This window comes from Halogranum gelatinilyticum, from assembly GCF_900103715.1.
Taxonomy (GTDB): domain Archaea; phylum Halobacteriota; class Halobacteria; order Halobacteriales; family Haloferacaceae; genus Halogranum; species Halogranum gelatinilyticum.
In genome coordinates this window covers 932,107-946,809 of the sequence record NZ_FNHL01000002.1, presented here as the reverse complement: position 1 = coordinate 946,809, position 14,703 = coordinate 932,107, and the positions used below count along the sequence as shown (strand labels likewise).

Sequence of the window (14,703 nt, the reverse complement as noted above, 5' to 3'; positions counted from 1 at the left end):
CTGGTGTTGTCGCCTTTCTTGAGACGGGCGACACCGCTTTTGGTGGCCTCGATAGCACGCCGAATCCCCTTCTGGACGAGGTTCGCAGTCAACTCCGTCTCGTTGCGAAGTCGCTCGTAGAGGGCTTTCTCGGCTTTCTGTTTCGAGGTGACGCAGTAGTCGTTCGGGTGTCTCCACGCCCACTCTGCGGTGGTGTTCGCACAGTGGAGGAACTGGTCTTTGGTCTGATGGAGGTCGTCGCACCGCTCGTCGAGTATGTCGAGTTTGACTTTGACGGTGCGAATCACCTCCATCGGTACTTCACATATTAGAGTGTTTCTTTATAATGTATACGATTGTCGTGTGGGAGTCGGACTGTATCGCTCGTGGGTGGTGAAGGGGACTGTCGGATTCCTCCCACGAGTAAACTCGTGGGCTTCCTCTTTTTTTCTCTGTGAACCGCCACCACCGAGAGGGGCTGTCACGACACGCCGTCTCGTGACTCTCCGGCACACAGTGCGGGCGTTCTCGCAACGGCTTTGAGCGGCGACTCGCTTGTCCGAGTACGAATGGATCTCACACTCGTTCTTCTGGCGACGGTGACTGGAATGCTGACCGGTGCGGTGTTCAACGCGGCTGGTGTCCCCATCCCCGCGCCGCCGAACTTCGCGGGCGTCATGGGCGTCGTCGGCGTCTTCCTCGGCTACCGCGTCGTCGAGTGGGCGATGGTCGCGCTCTTCTGAGTTCTCCCGACAGTTCGTCTCGAATGGGTTGTTTCGACGGTTCCTGTCGAAGAGCCGGCCGTTTATACTGACGGGGCGACCCTACGGCACATGGACACGCAGACGCAGTCGTTGCTCGCGCAGTGCTCGTCCGAGCGACGGGCCGCAATCGAGCAACGCGTCGAGACGCTCCTCTCGGAACTCACGCTCGAACAGAAGGTCGGCCAGCTGAACCAGCTCAACGCCGACTTCGCGACGGGGACCGCCGTCGGCGACATGGACGTCGAACAGGGCGTGCTCGACGGCGACATCGGCTCGGTGCTCAACGTCGGGGGTCTCGACGAGGCCCGACGGCTTCAGGAACTCGCCGTCGAGGAGTCGGACCACGGCATCCCGCTCGTCGTCGCGTTCGACGTCATCCACGGCCAGCGGACGATCTTCCCGATTCCGCTCGGCGAGGCGGCGTCGTGGAACCCCGAGATGGCGGAACTGTCGGCCCGCGTCGCCGCGACCGAGGCGGCTGCGAGCGGGATTCACTGGACGTTCGCGCCGTCGGTCGACGTCGGCCGCGACCCGCGCTGGGGGCGGGTTATGGAGGCGGCGGGCGAAGACCCGTATCTCTCGGGAGAGGTCTCGAAGGCGCGCGTCCGCGGCTTCCAGGGCGACGACCTCGCGGCCGACGACACGGTCCTCGCGTGTGCGAAACACTACGTCGGCTACGGGGCCGCCGAAGCGGGCCGCGAGTACAACACCGTCGACCTCTCGGAGACCGCCCTCCGTGAGGTTCATCTCCCGCCGTTCGAGGCCTCCTTAGAGGCGGGCGTCGGCAGCGTCATGAACGCCTTCAACGTCTACGACCGCATCCCGGCCAGCGGCAACGAGGCACTCGTCGACGAACTGCTGCGCGACGAGTTGGGGTTCGAAGACCTCGTCGTCTCCGACTGGAACTCCTTCGGCGAACTCATGCAACACGGCGTCGCGGGCGACCTGCGCGAGGCCGCACGGGCCTGCATCGAAGCCGGCTCCGACGTCGACATGGTCAGCGGAGCCTACGCGACCGAACTCGTGGGACTCGTCGAAGACGGCGTCGTCGACGAGAAACTCGTCGACCAGGCTGTCCGCCGCCTGCTGGTCGTCAAGGGCGTCCTCGGGCTGTTCGAGGACCCCTACCGCTACTTCGACGAGGACCGCAAGTCGAAGCGACTCCTCAGCGACGACCACCGCGAGGCGGCCCGCGAGGTTGCCCGCGAGTCGCAAGTGCTGTTGAAGAACGAGGACAACCTGTTGCCGCTGGACGAAACTGAGGAAATCGCGCTCGTCGGCGGGCTCGCCGACAGCGCGACCGATATGCTCGGCGCGTGGCGCGCCGAGGGGAGACCCGAGGACGTGACGACGCTCAAGACGACGCTCGACGAGCGTGTCGGGGGGCTGACGTACGCCGAGGGCTGTGACCGCGACGGCTCGGTCACGGACGACCAGTTGGCCGCGGCGGTCGACGCCGTCGCCGACGCGGACGTCGCCGTCGTCGCCGTCGGCGAACGCTACAGCCAGAGCGGCGAGGCGGCGAGTCGCGCCCATCTGGACCTCCCCGGCGACCAGCGCGCGCTGCTCGACGCACTCGTCGAGACGGAGACGCCCGTCGTCGCCGTCCTGTTCAACGGCCGGCCGCTGGCCATCGACTGGGAGACCGAACACGTCCCGGCGATTCTCGAAGCCTGGCTCCCCGGCGTCGAAGCCGGTCCGGCCGTCGCCGACGTCCTCCTCGGCGACCACAACCCGTCTGGTCGGCTGCCGATGACCTTCCCCGTCACCGAGGGGCAGATCCCGGTCTACTACAACCGGCTGCAGACCGGCCGCCCGCCCGAGGAGACCGACGTGGACCTGACGGAGTTCCCCCAGGGCCAGGCCGACAAGTATCTCTCGCGGTATCTGGACATCCCGAACGAACCGCTGTACGCCTTCGGCCACGGCGAGAGCTACACGGAGTTCGCCTACACCGACGTCTCGCTGGACGCGATGACCGTCACCGCCGACGAGACGCTCACCGTCGACGTGACTGTTGAGAACACCGGCGACCGTGCCGGAACCGAAGTTGTACAGGTCTATCTCCGAGACCCCGTCGCCAGCCGGGCGCGCCCTGTCCAAGAGCTGGTCCGCTTCGAGAATGTCAACCTCGACGCTGGCGAGTCCGCGACCGTCTCCTTCGAGCTGACGACGAGTGATCTGTCGTTCTGGACAGCAGCAGAAGAGTACGCCGCCGAACCCGGTGAATTCGAGATACAGGTCGGCCACGCGGCCGACGACATCATCGCCGTCGAGACGTTCGAGCTGGTCGAGTGAGCCGCACGAGTGGGTAAAGAGCCAGTTTCGGGGAAGACTCTTGTCTCTGCCCACCCACTCTCCGACCATGTCCGAAGCGACCCTGGACGGCCGCGGTCGTCTCACGCTCCCCAAAGAGGTCCGTGAACGGTACGGCGAACGCTACCACATCGTCCAACTCCACGACGGTATCAAACTGATTCCGATCGAGGACGACCCGCTCGATGCCCTCCGTTCGGAGTTCGCGGACGTCGAGAAGTCGGCGGAGGAACTCCGCCAAGACGCACGCGACGCAGTGCTCGACGAGGCTGGCCGCTGAATGTACGCAGAGACGGACTTCCTCCTGGCACTCATCAAGGACGACGACTGGCTCGGCGACGCCGCAGAGACCGTCTACCGCGACCACAGAGACGAGCTGTGGACGTCTCAGTTCACACTCATCGAACTCCTGATGGTCGCCTACCGTGAGGGGCGAGATACCGAGCGAGTCGTCACGAACGCGGCTGCGTTACTCGACGTACGAGGCGACGTGGATACCGTCGTCACGGCCGCAACGTACGTCGAAGACCACGGCTTTACGCCGTTCGACGCGCTTCACCTCGTCGAAGCCGACGGGGACACGATCGTGTCGAGCGACGAGACGTACGAATCGTTCGCGCCGCGACTCGACCTGAAGGCGGTCGGGGACGAGTCGGATTCTCAGTCCTGAACTGGGAGACGTGCGGACTCCTTGTGAACACCGAGACGTGCGGATTTTCAGACCGATTCGGTCGACGCCTCGCGCGCCACCATGAGTTTCCACACGCGCTCGACTTCGGTCTCGATGGACTCGCTACCGAGCACTGCGAAGCCGGCGAAGATGGTCGCGAAGCCGACGAGCGTCAGCGTCGACACCGACTCGCCGAGCAGTGCCGCGCCGCCGAGGGTCGCGACGACGGGGACGACGTAGAACACGAGGTTCCCCTGAATCGCGCCGACCTCGTCGAGCAGGCCGAAGTAGGCGATGTAGGCGATGGCCCCAGCGAAGATACCCACGTAGCCGAGCGCGAGGAACGCGCCGGGCGTCCACGAGATGGCCGCCGCAGACTCGCCCGCACCCCAACTGAACGCGTGGGTCATGAGCGCGCTGACCGGCAGTGCCCACGCTGTCCGAACCGTACTCGACAGGTCGCCGTCGGCCCAGCGGATGAGGACGCTGCCGAGCGCGCCACTCGCGGCACCGGCGAAGAGGATTGCCTTCCCGAACGCGTCGCCGCCGAGGAGGTTCGCCGGGTTCGGGTCGATGACGAGCGCGACGCCGACGAGACCGATAGCCATGCCGAGCGCGCCACGGGCCGAGAGCCGCTCGTCGGCGAGGAGGAGGGCCGCGAAGACGGGCGTCAGGATGGGGTTGAGGCTGAAGACGATGGCCCCCACGCCACTGGAGGCGTACTGCTGGCCGACGAACAGCAGGGCGTTCGCGAGACCGATGGCGAGGCCGCCGGTTGCGAGGATGCCGAGGAGGTCGCCGCGCGTCTTGGGAAGCAGGTCGCTCCGCGGCGTCGTGGCGACGACGTACACGGCCAAGACGGCCGCGGCGACGTCGAACCGCAGCGCGACGAACAGGAGCGGCGGGAAGAACTCCAGGCCCGCCTTCGCCGCCACGAACGTCCCGCCGAAGAAGACACTGGCGAGCGCGAAGAAGCCGAGCGCGCGCCGGCTCACCACTGCACACCACCCCGTGGGACCACGGCCGGACCGGCCGCGTCGCCCCGACTCGAATCTTCACTCATATCTGGAGAAACGGGCTGTTCACCCATACCGTTGGCCAGAAACCGTTTCACGCGAAGAAACGAGCCGACCACGGCAGTGGGGGTTCACACCGTGAAACTCTTTCACGACTCGAAACCGCTTTAGGAGTCGTCGGCGAAGAGGCGGCCATGGAATCGGCACTCGAGGAGATCGAGTTTCTCGCGCTCTCGCCCAACCGCGTCGAGGTCCTGACGCTGCTGGCCGAGGAGCCACGGACGCGGCGCGAACTCGCGGAGTTGACCGACGCCTCCCAGCCCACGCTCGGGCGGATTCTCGGCGACTTCACCGAGCGGACGTGGGTCGTCCGCGAGGGCAGCGACTACGTCGCGACGGCGACGGGGCAGCTGGTCGCGGCAGGCTTCGAGGACCTCTTGGACGTCCTCGACACCGAGGCGACGCTGCGGGGCGTCGTCCGGTGGCTCCCGACTGAGGCACTCGATTTCGACCTCCGGCGGCTCTCGTCGGCGACGGTCACCACGCCGAGTCAGGTGCGGCCGAACGCGCCGGTCAAGCGGGCACTCGACCTCCTGGGCGAGGCCGAGGACGTCCACATCTTCTCCTACGCGTTCAACGAGCAGAGCCTCGACGTGATCCACGACCGGACCGCAGAGGGAGCCCAGACCTTCCGGGGCGTCTTCGCCGCGAGTGCCATCGACGCGCTCGCCGACGACTCGCAGTTGCGGGCGCGGCTGCTCGAACTCCTGGAGACCGAGACGGTCGAGATCCGCATCACCGACGAGGCGGTCCCTTTGGCAGCGACCGTCGCCGACGACACGGTCCACCTGTTTCTCCGCGACGACAACGGCCTGCTCCAGGCCTCGCTCGACGTCACCGACGAGGCCGTCCACGGCTGGGCGACAGAACGCTTCGAGCGGTACTGGGACGACGCGACGCCGTTGGACCCCGACGACCTCTGAGAGCGGGCGAGGCTACCACCGGTGTCGAAAGAGGTTGTTCAGCGACTCGATATCCCGACGGCCGTGTGGCGTCAGTGCCGCGCCGACCTTCCGCCGCCACTCGGGGTCGACCTGCGAGTCGTCGAGGAGTTCGCGCAGTCGGGCGTTCAGCCGCCGGCCAGCGGGGTCGAAGTCGGTCAGGATGACCACTCGGTCCTCGTCGATACGGGAAGCGAGAGCGGCCAGCCCGCCCGCTTCCGAGCAGGTGTAGACGCGCTTCGTGAACCCCGCCGTTCGGAGGCCGCGCCGGTCGTTCGGTCCCTCCACGATGGCAGCGTCGACGGCGTCGTCGAGTTCCGCGACGAGCGCGAGGAGGTCTGTCCGCCACGTCGGCGGCCGTCGGTACGTCACGAGTGTGGTTGGGTCCGTGGACGGGTGTAGTTCACGGTGGCCGTCGTCGCGGTCGGTCGGAACCTCGTCGGGTTCGGTCGAAAATCGCTGCAGGGCCGCACGTTCGCCCACAAATTTGTTTGTCTCTCACTCCGAATAGAACACCGAGAAACGTATGCCCGCTATCGCCGGATACACGCCCCGAAAGTCGGCGTTCGTACTGCTCACTACCGGCGTCGTAGTAGTGACATGGTACTTCACCGAGCCGGCTGGCACGAACTTGGCGTCGTCGCTGGTCGCTGGTCTCGTGGTCTTTCTCGTCCTCCTTCTCGTGTTGCGACTGGACAGCGAGCGAGTGAAACAGACGCTCTTGGATCTGCTCCCGCTGTTGCCCTGACCGTCCCGCGTCGCCGACAGTCTCGAAGACGGACAGTTTCATGCACTCCTGTCCCAATCGCCCCCTATGGTCCGGCTCGTCGAGGTCAGCGCGCTCATCAGGGAGGCAGTTCCACCGGAGTTGGCCGCGGTTTTCGCCGTAATCACCGCCTTCGGCGGCGCGACGGGGCTCGTGTTCCTCCTCTCCGTGCTCTACTGGGTGGGCGACCGCCGACCCACTGCACTGGTGGTCAGCTTCACGCTGACCGCCCTCGCGGTCACGCTCGCGCTCAAGGCGGGACTCGGTCTCCCGCGACCGCCCGCCTCGGTCCAGTTCGTCGCCCACGACGCCGACCCCTACGGTTTCCCGAGCGGCCACGCCGTCGCCAGCGTCGTCGTCTACGGCGGACTCGTGCTCGCGACGGAGCGGTTCCGGTCGTGGCGCGGCGTCGCCGCCGCCACCGCCATCGCACTGCTGATCGGTCTCTCTCGCGTCGTCATCGGCGTCCACTATCTCGGCGACGTGCTCGTCGGCTTCGGTGTCGGTCTCGCGCTCCTCCTCGTCATGTGGCGCGTCACACGGGGCGACCCGCGGCGCGGGTTCGCTATCGCGGCCGTCGCGTCGCTTCCGGCACTCGCCGTCGTCGGCGTCGGTGCGGAGACGCTCGTCGCACTCGGCGGCTCGCTCGGCGGTGTTCTCGGGAGCTACAAACTCGACGACCTACCGTCACCCGGCTCCCGGCTCGAACGCGGCGTCCTCGCCGTCGTCGGCGTCGGCTTCGTCGTCGCGCTCCAGACGGGTCAGGAGCTTCTCCTCGACGGTCTCGTGACCGGCTTCGTGGGGACGGCGGCGGTCCACGTCCTCGCCAACCTCGTCCTCGTCGCCGGGATTCTCCTCCTCCCGCTGGCGACCGAGTGGCAGTGGCGTACCGCGCTCCCCGCACGGACGTAGTGCGGTCGCTCTGGGGTGTATCGGGTCAGTAAAACAGTCTCGTGGTCGTCGGACTACCGGAGGAACACGGACCGGAGGAACGACATCGGCGAGGAGCCGCCTCCCGTCGCTGTCGCCGCCGTCTCGGGTTCGGTCACGTCCACGCGCTGGGACGCACTGGCTGGCTCTGCCGGGTCCGCCTCGTGGCTGTACGGCTCCGGTTCGTACTCGGTGTCGTCGGCCTGCTCTGTCTCCGACGCGTTGTACTCGGCTGTCTCGGCTGGCCCGGCCGATTGGTCAGGCTCGGGCTTGGCCCCCCGACACGACAGACAGGCGGTGACGACGCGGTTGTTGTCTCCGAACACGCGGACGAAGTCGGGCGAAACGTATTCCTCACAGGTTGCACATTCTGGCATCTCTCTTCCCACCGCCATGTGGGACGGTCGCATGGGTCCTAAGTATCCGTACCGTACGCCGTGGTATGGGCCACATACCGACCGGGTCGACCGGGCCGAACGGGGCGAGCGAGCAGTGCTCGGCCAAACCCTTTTGCTACCGCCGGTCGCAGCCGTCGGCGTGAACCGCTGCACACTCGACGACGCCGAACGCGCCACGCTCGGGCCGGGTGTCGAGCGAGTCGACCTCGGGGAGTCGCTGGCGACGACGGCCGTCGCGTGCAACTGGTACCGAATCGCGCCCGAGGAGAGCCTTCCAGGCGGCCTGCACGCCCACGTCGACCAGGAGGAACTGTTCTACGTCGTCGAGGGCGAGGCCACGTTCGAGACGCTCGACGGCGTCGTCACGGTCACCACGGGCGAGGCCGTGCGGTTCGCGCCCGGCACGTTCCAGTCCGGGCGGAACGCGGGCGACGAGACCCTCGTCGTCCTCGCCGTCGGCGCGCCGCGGGCGACCGACGACGTCAGGATTCCGTTTCCGTGCCCGACCTGCGACGATTCGACCCTGCGACTCGACACCGAGGACGGCCTGACCTTCGGCTGTCCGGCCTGCGGTGTCGACCACGACCCCGACCCGTGCCCCGAGTGTGCGAGCGAGGAGTTACGGGCGACCGTCGGCGACGCTGGCCGTCCGGTCGTCGCCTGCGACGGCTGTGGGGCGACGTTCGACGCGCCGCCGGTGTCGGCTTAGCTGTCCGTGTCGCTCTCGGCCAAAAAAGTCCGTATTCGGTATTCGTAGTCGGTCGTCGCGCAGCCCGCCTACTGCGGGTTCGGGCTGCCGCCGCGGCCGACGCCGTCGAGGACGGTGTCGGTGAACTCCGCGACCCGCGAGGCGAGCGAATCCATGTCCGGCGAGCCTTCCAGCGAGTGTTTCAGCACCTCGCTGATGTGGGTGACGGGGACGATGTCGACGAGTTCCTTGTACTCGTCTTCGATCATCACGTCCTGCAGATTGGCTGCTGGGATGATGACCGTCTTCATTCCGGCCTTCGCCGCGGCCTCGATCTTGTGGGTGATGCCGCCGACGGGAAGCACGTCGCCACGCACCGAGAGCGAGCCGGTCATCGCCGTCGACTGGTCGACGCCGAGGTCCTCCAGCGCGCTGATGACCGCCGTCGCGATGGTGACCGATGCGGAGTCGCCGTCGACGCCGCCCTGTCCGGCCTGGACGAACTGGATGTGGACGTCCTTGCCGTTGAGACCCGTCCCGGAGAGTTTCTTGATGATAGCCGAGACGTTCTGGACGGCCTCCTGGGCGATCTCTTGGAGTTTGCCGGTCGCGATGACCGAGCCGGGACCCTGTGAGGGCGTCACCTCGGCCATGACGGGCAGGACGATACCGGAGTCCTCGCCCATGACCGCCAGCCCGTTGACCCGGCCGACGACCGAGCCCTCGGTCATCGAGATGTTGTAGTCCTTGCGCCGCTCGATGTACTCGTCGGCGATCTGCTGTTCGATGCTGCGCGCGCGGCGTTTCGCGTCGAGGACGTGCTCACGGGTCGTCACGGGCGAGTCCTCGCCGCGGGCCATGTCGCCAGCGACGCGCACCAGTCCGCCGAGGTTACGGAATTCGAGGGTCAGATGGCCCTTCCGTCCCGCGCGGCGGCGGGCTTCGAGGATGACCTCGGCGACCGCATCGTTGGTGAAGGGCGGCAGACGGCCGTCCTTGGCCACCTCCTGGGCGACGAACCGGACGTACTTCTGGCGCATCTCGGCGCTGTCCTCGATGGTGTCGTCCATGTAGACCTCGTAGCCGTAGCCCTTGATGCGCGACCGGAGTGCCGGGTGCATATGCGACATCGCATCGAGGTTGCCAGCGGCGACGAGCACGAAGTCCGTCGGGACGGGTTCGGTCTTGACCATCGCGCCCGAGGAGCGCTCGGACTGGCCGGTGATGGAGAACTCCCGCTCCTGCATCGCCGTCAGCAGATGCTGCTGGGAGCGGATGTCGAGCGTGTTGATCTCGTCGATGAACAGCACGCCCTTGTTGGCCTTGTGAATCGCGCCGGGTTCGACGCGGTCGTGACTCGGCGTTTCGAGACCGCCGGACTGGTATGGGTCGTGGCGAACGTCGCCGAGCAACGCCCCAGCGTGGGCACCCGTCGCGTCGATGAACGGGGCGGTCGCGTCGTCGTCCGTCGTGACGATGAGGTTCGGAATCGCCGCCGAGCCGCGGCGCGAGCCGTAGCGGAACAGCAGGAAGACGATCCCCGCCGCGAGGATGCCGAGGAGGAACTCGCCCGCGATGAGTAGCGAGTACATGAGCACGACGGCGATGAGTCCCCACATGATGAGGTTGCGGAACTGTCCGGCCTTCCGGGCCTCCTCCTTGTGAGCCTCGATGATCTGTTTCCCCTTGCCCATCGGGACCGTCCGAACCTTCGGCTGGTTGCCGTCCTCGGGGTTGTGGTAGACGAGCACGTCCTGAAGCGACTCCTTGGGCAACAGCTCGGTCATCGCCTTCGAGAGCATCGACTTGCCCGTGCCGGGCGAGCCGATCATCATCACGTGGCGACGCTGGCTGGCCGCCTTCGTGACGACGTCGCGGGCGCGCTCCTGGCCGATGACCTGGTCGATGAGCCGCTCGGGGACCTCGACGTCGGCGGTCGTCGCGATGGGGACGCCACCGAGGAGGTCGAGTACTTCGGGGTCCAACTCGGCGTCGGTCTCGGCGACGCCCGGCGGCGACAGCCCGCGGTCGTGGCCGTCGTCGACCGCCACGGCACCGCTGTCGGTGTCGGTGGCCGTCGGCTCGGGGCCGGGGACCGCGTCGGCGTGTGAGTGATCCTCTCGCACTCCATCGTGTGAAGTGCTGTCACTGGGTGAATCGGCAGGCATAGAACGTCAACATTACGCGCCGTGAGAATATATACTTTCCAGGCTCCATTGAAACTCCCTCTGATAGTCTGTTCGGGTCGTGGTGAATAGAACGCACCAGTCGGTCACACCAACAGTTATCAAATCGTAATGATGGAATTACTACGTACAGATAAGGCAGTTACCGAGCTGAAAGTTGCAGTTACCGATACCTGTCCACAGTGACGTGTGCTGAGAGATGTACCCATTCACTAGCTGCATCCAGGCTGTCCGCCAGACGGTTTCGGTTCTATTCTCGAAATCGGGTTTGATCACTGTTGAGAATGGTATAGCCGCAATTTAACTAGATGGTTAAATAGTCTGATACCGTATTCTCGACCGGATGGTTGAACAGGAGCCAGACGACCTGGATCTCGATGCGGTCTTCCAGGCACTCTCACACCCGATCCGTCGGTCTATCCTCGAACAGTTAACCGACGGTCCCGAGAGCGTGAGTGACCTAGCCGAGCCTCACGACGTTTCCCTCCCTGCCATCTCCAAGCACTTGCGTGTGCTAGAAGACGCTGGTTTAATCGACGTCACGAAGGATGGTACCGTTCGTCGCTGCCACCTCGATGCCGTGCCGCTTTCCGCGGCGTTCGGATGGTTAACCCAGTACCGGGTCTTCTGGGAGGACCGCTTGGACGCGCTGGCCAATCATCTGGAGAACGAAAATCAATGACAAACAATCCCAACGAAGGCGATGCATCGACGACGGAGTATCCAGTGGGCCGGGGACAGAGTATCACTGTAAACCGTGTGATCAAAGCACCCCGTGAACGAGTCTACGAGGCCTTCCTGAATCCTGTGGACATGGCTATGTGGGCAGCTCCAGAAGGATTCCGCGCCGATGTTCAAGAGGTCGAGGCTGAGGAGGGAGGATCCTTCCGTATCGAGAATGTCGGCGAAGCAGAGGGGATGGAGCAGTACTCTCACACGTTCGAAGGCACTTATCGGGAACTGGTACGCGGTGAGAAGATCGTCTGGATCGAGGAGACAGATGAGGGTGGTGATCACAGTACCGTGACGATTACTCTGGATAGTGTTCCTGACGGGACCGAGGTCACTCTTCGTTTAGAAGGTATCTCCCAGGATGTCGATATCGAGGAGTACGGGGTCGCGGATGCCTGGGAAGATTCCCTCAAAAAGCTCGCTGGCCAAGTGGAGGGCTGATTGTATGGCCGATACGACTGATGGAGAAGCAGAAGTACGTGAGGCAATCGCGGAGATGGAAGCACCCTTCCCCGAAGTGGGCGAACGTTTCCACGAGCTCATCATGGATAGTGGGCCGGGTCTCACACCCAGAACGTGGTACGGTATGCCAGCGTACGCAAAGGACGGCAAGGTCGTATGCTTCTTCAATGCCGAGAAAGGGTATATGTCGTTCGCGTTGACAGAAGACGCGAACCTCTCCGTCAACGAGGACGCGTCACATCAACTCATCGAAGCCTCGTGGTACTTCACTGAATTAGATGATGCGACCGAGGAGAAGCTCTCAGAGATCGTGCGAAAGGCCGTAACCTAAGCTCACGCTGTCTATACGACATATTTGTACTGTATGCAGTCCGACGTACCGGTTGATCCAGACGGACATTTCTGAATTGAACGAGCGGGCCGTGCAAAACTCACCCACTATCTCCAGCACGCCGTTTGTGTCCGCTTCAATGGGCTTCAACAGAGTCACTTTCCACCTCCTTGCCATTTCGGCGTGGAACAAACACCGGGGAGAACGCAGCTATCGCCCGTCTCGAGGGTATCTGCCAGCGACGTTATCCCTCTCACACCCCTACGTCTCGCAATGGTTACCGGTTCCCTCCGTCAGCGACTCACCTCCCTCGTCCCACCGCTCAGCCTCGGCGACGCGCCGGAGTTCTTCGGCCCGACCGACATCAACGCCCAGTCCGGCAATGGCCGGCTCTCGGTCGCGCTCAACCGAGAGGGGACCGTCACCGTCCTCCGATGGCCCCGCCCCTCCTTCTTCAACCACGTCAAGTACCACACCACCCGCCGCGACGCCCCGCGCTTCGGCGCGCATCCGAACGAGGGGGCGTTTCTCGGACTCCGCCTCGACCTCGGCGACACGCGTGAGACGACGTGGCTCCGCGACTGGGGGACGACACAGTGGTACGAGACGGAGGGAAGCGACACCGTCGTCACGGAACACCGTTCTGGACACTATGGCCTGACCGTCCGCGTCGTCGACACCGTCGCCGCCGACGCCGACGTGTTGGTCCGCGAGGTGACCGTCCACCGCGACGCCGACTCGCCGGTCGTCGCCGCCGACCTCGTCGCCTTCGCGCACTTCCATCTCGGGGTGTCGAAGAAGCCGAAGAACCCGATTCACGACCTCCGTCGGCATCCCGGAGACCGGACGCACGCCCGGTACCGCCCCGACGTCGACGCCGTCGTCGCCACCAAACGCGGCGTCGACGAGTCGACGTGTGACCGCCGACAGGTCGCGCTCGCGATGGGCTTCGACCGGCCGAGCGAGCGTCACCAGGTCGGCGCGGACGCCTTCGCGGCCCGCCGTGAGCGCGTCGGTCCCGACGCTCGCGACGCCCACGACGCCTACGAGCGCGCCAGCGACGGCGACCTGCCGAACCACGACGCCCACAGCGGCAAGCCGACGGCCGCGCTCTCGACGCGGCTGGGGTTCGGAGATGACGATACCGCCACTGCGACGCTCCTCGTCGCAGCCGACGAGAGCCGTGGTGGGGTTTCGGACCTCCTCGAAACAGCCCGCGAGTGGGACCCGGCGACCATCCGCCGGGATAAGGCGGCGTGGTTCGACGAGCTCCTCGGCGACGCGCCGCTGCCCGAGACCGACGACGCAGCCGTCCGGGCGACGGCCATGCGCGCGCTCGTCACGCTCGTGACCAACTACGACCGCGAGTCGGGAGCCATCGTCGCCTCCATCGCCACGCAGAGCCCCTACGCGCAGGACTGGCCGCGCGACGGCGCGTTCTGTAACCACGTCCTCAATCTCGTCGGGTTGCCCGAGTGGGTCGACAAGCGCAACCGCTGGTACGCCTCGCTCCAGCGGTCCGAGGAGCGGCGGTTCTTCGGCCACGCGCTCGTCCCGAAGGGCAACTGGCTGATGAACTACTACGCCGACGGCATCGCGGGCGGGCCCATCCCGTGGGAGATCGACCAGACCGGACTCGCCGTCTGGACGCTCTGGGACCATTACCGTGCGACGGGCGACGAAGGCTACCTGCGAGAGGTCTATCCGGCAATCAAGCGCGGCGCGGACTTCCTCGCGGGCTACCGCGACGCCGCGACGGGCCTGCACCGCGCGGCCCACGAGGACGACAACATCGTCCCCTCCCGCACCATCCACGGCGCGAGCACCGTCTGGCTCGCGCTCAACTCCGCGCTGAAGGCTGCCCGCGCGCTCGACGCGGTCGAGGACGCCGCCCGCTACCGTCGTCGCCGCGACGAACTCAAGACGGCCATCGACGCCCATCTCTGGGACCCCGAGGCAGGTGCCTACAGCCGCGGCAAGTCGCCGCTCGACCACGTCCTCGAACACCACTACGTCCCCGACATCTTCCGTGCGTTGCCCATCCTCCCCGGCACCGGCGGCAACACCACCGTCGCGTGGCCCGCGCGGTTCGCGCCGACGGACCATCCGCGGATGCGACGACATCTCGACCATCTCTGGGACGCAATCGAGCCGTCGTTCCGGGAACCCGAAGCAGGCGAGCGACGCTTCGGGATGTACGAGTCCCGCGCGCTCATCGCGCTGGCGACGGGCTGGGCCGACGACCCCGAGAAGATGACCCGCGTCCGCGACGGCGTCCGGTGGATCGCCCACAACCACGCCACGCCCGACACGCACGTCCTCGGCGAGGCGTGGATTCGCGAGGACGGACGGGTGCTGACGGCCGTCTCCCAGCCGCACACGTTCACACAACTGCTGTTCTACTACGCTAGCCTGCTGGCGTTCCCACCGGCGGAGTTCGAGCAGCCGACCCCCGCCTGAGAGA

16 protein-coding genes and 1 pseudogene are annotated in these 14,703 nt (G+C 65.8%); 12 read left to right on the top strand and 5 right to left on the bottom strand.

Annotated elements, in window-relative coordinates; genetic code table 11:
* Window positions 1–293, bottom strand: a pseudogene (locus tag BLR57_RS11325) (RNA-guided endonuclease InsQ/TnpB family protein); the annotation flags it as partial.
* Window positions 294–548: 255 nt separating this feature from the next.
* On the opposite strand from BLR57_RS11325, the gene BLR57_RS11320 reads away from it, so the two are divergent.
* The 4 genes from BLR57_RS11320 (at window position 549) to BLR57_RS11305 (ending at window position 3,729) form a co-directional block, all read left to right on the top strand.
* A complete protein-coding gene (locus BLR57_RS11320) occupies window positions 549–722 on the top strand; it encodes a XapX domain-containing protein (protein WP_089697614.1) in 174 nt (57 codons plus the stop codon).
* 90 nt (window positions 723–812) lie between these two features.
* Window positions 813–3,041, top strand: coding sequence for a glycoside hydrolase family 3 N-terminal domain-containing protein (locus tag BLR57_RS11315; RefSeq protein ID WP_089697613.1), 2,229 nt, complete (start codon window positions 813–815; stop codon window positions 3,039–3,041).
* Between the two features lie 67 nt (window positions 3,042–3,108).
* Entirely contained in the window at window positions 3,109–3,339 is a 231-nt protein-coding gene (locus BLR57_RS11310) for an AbrB/MazE/SpoVT family DNA-binding domain-containing protein (protein WP_089697612.1), read from the top strand.
* Window positions 3,340–3,729 carry a type II toxin-antitoxin system VapC family toxin gene (locus BLR57_RS11305; RefSeq protein WP_089697611.1) on the top strand — a complete coding sequence of 130 codons (390 nt, stop codon included), beginning with the start codon at window positions 3,340–3,342 and terminating at the stop codon, window positions 3,727–3,729.
* Between the two features lie 47 nt (window positions 3,730–3,776).
* Here the strand turns inward: BLR57_RS11305 and BLR57_RS11300 are convergent, their stop codons facing one another.
* The gene (locus tag BLR57_RS11300; protein WP_089697610.1) at window positions 3,777–4,727 is read right to left on the bottom strand and encodes a DMT family transporter; all 951 of its coding nucleotides are present in this window, start codon (window positions 4,725–4,727) and stop codon (window positions 3,777–3,779) included.
* A gap of 212 nt (window positions 4,728–4,939) precedes the next feature.
* Between BLR57_RS11300 and BLR57_RS11295 the strand changes: the two genes are divergently transcribed.
* Window positions 4,940–5,728 carry a helix-turn-helix transcriptional regulator gene (locus BLR57_RS11295; RefSeq protein WP_089697609.1) on the top strand — a complete coding sequence of 263 codons (789 nt, stop codon included), beginning with the start codon at window positions 4,940–4,942 and terminating at the stop codon, window positions 5,726–5,728.
* A 12-nt stretch (window positions 5,729–5,740) separates the two neighbouring features.
* Here BLR57_RS11295 and BLR57_RS11290 read toward each other — a convergent pair whose 3' ends face one another.
* On the bottom strand, window positions 5,741–6,229 hold the full coding sequence (locus BLR57_RS11290; RefSeq protein ID WP_244509990.1) for a toprim domain-containing protein: 489 nt from the start codon (window positions 6,227–6,229) through the stop codon (window positions 5,741–5,743).
* A gap of 43 nt (window positions 6,230–6,272) precedes the next feature.
* On the opposite strand from BLR57_RS11290, the gene BLR57_RS11285 reads away from it, so the two are divergent.
* Both BLR57_RS11285 and BLR57_RS11280 read left to right on the top strand, forming a co-directional pair.
* Window positions 6,273–6,494 carry a hypothetical protein gene (locus BLR57_RS11285; RefSeq protein ID WP_089697608.1) on the top strand — a complete coding sequence of 74 codons (222 nt, stop codon included), beginning with the start codon at window positions 6,273–6,275 and terminating at the stop codon, window positions 6,492–6,494.
* 66 nt (window positions 6,495–6,560) lie between these two features.
* Window positions 6,561–7,424, top strand: a complete 864-nt coding sequence (locus BLR57_RS11280; protein WP_089697607.1) for a phosphatase PAP2 family protein — start codon at window positions 6,561–6,563, stop codon at window positions 7,422–7,424.
* Between the two features lie 53 nt (window positions 7,425–7,477).
* Here the strand turns inward: BLR57_RS11280 and BLR57_RS11275 are convergent, their stop codons facing one another.
* Complete coding sequence (locus BLR57_RS11275; protein WP_139173335.1) at window positions 7,478–7,819, bottom strand: DUF7563 family protein; 342 nt, start codon at window positions 7,817–7,819, stop codon at window positions 7,478–7,480.
* A gap of 160 nt (window positions 7,820–7,979) precedes the next feature.
* On the opposite strand from BLR57_RS11275, the gene BLR57_RS11270 reads away from it, so the two are divergent.
* Window positions 7,980–8,549, top strand: coding sequence for a cupin domain-containing protein (locus BLR57_RS11270; RefSeq protein WP_244509989.1), 570 nt, complete (start codon window positions 7,980–7,982; stop codon window positions 8,547–8,549).
* Between the two features lie 68 nt (window positions 8,550–8,617).
* On the opposite strand, the gene lonB is transcribed toward BLR57_RS11270, so the two are convergent.
* Complete coding sequence (gene lonB / locus BLR57_RS11265; RefSeq protein WP_089697604.1) at window positions 8,618–10,696, bottom strand: ATP-dependent protease LonB; 2,079 nt, start codon at window positions 10,694–10,696, stop codon at window positions 8,618–8,620.
* 361 nt (window positions 10,697–11,057) lie between these two features.
* Between lonB and BLR57_RS11260 the strand changes: the two genes are divergently transcribed.
* The 4 genes from BLR57_RS11260 to BLR57_RS11245 all read left to right on the top strand — a co-directional run bounded on the left by BLR57_RS11260 (window position 11,058) and on the right by BLR57_RS11245 (window position 14,699).
* Window positions 11,058–11,396, top strand: coding sequence for an ArsR/SmtB family transcription factor (locus BLR57_RS11260; RefSeq protein WP_089697603.1), 339 nt, complete (start codon window positions 11,058–11,060; stop codon window positions 11,394–11,396).
* Window positions 11,393–11,887: an SRPBCC domain-containing protein gene (locus BLR57_RS11255; protein ID WP_170830617.1), complete on the top strand. Its 495-nt coding sequence runs from the start codon at window positions 11,393–11,395 to the stop codon at window positions 11,885–11,887. Before BLR57_RS11260 ends, BLR57_RS11255 begins: the two co-directional genes overlap by 4 nt.
* A 4-nt stretch (window positions 11,888–11,891) precedes the next feature.
* Window positions 11,892–12,239, top strand: coding sequence for a DUF1801 domain-containing protein (locus tag BLR57_RS11250; RefSeq protein ID WP_211603222.1), 348 nt, complete (start codon window positions 11,892–11,894; stop codon window positions 12,237–12,239).
* Window positions 12,240–12,512: 273 nt separating this feature from the next.
* A complete protein-coding gene (locus BLR57_RS11245; protein ID WP_089697601.1) occupies window positions 12,513–14,699 on the top strand; it encodes an alpha-L-rhamnosidase-related protein in 2,187 nt (728 codons plus the stop codon).
* Window positions 14,700–14,703: the final 4 nt, after the last annotated feature.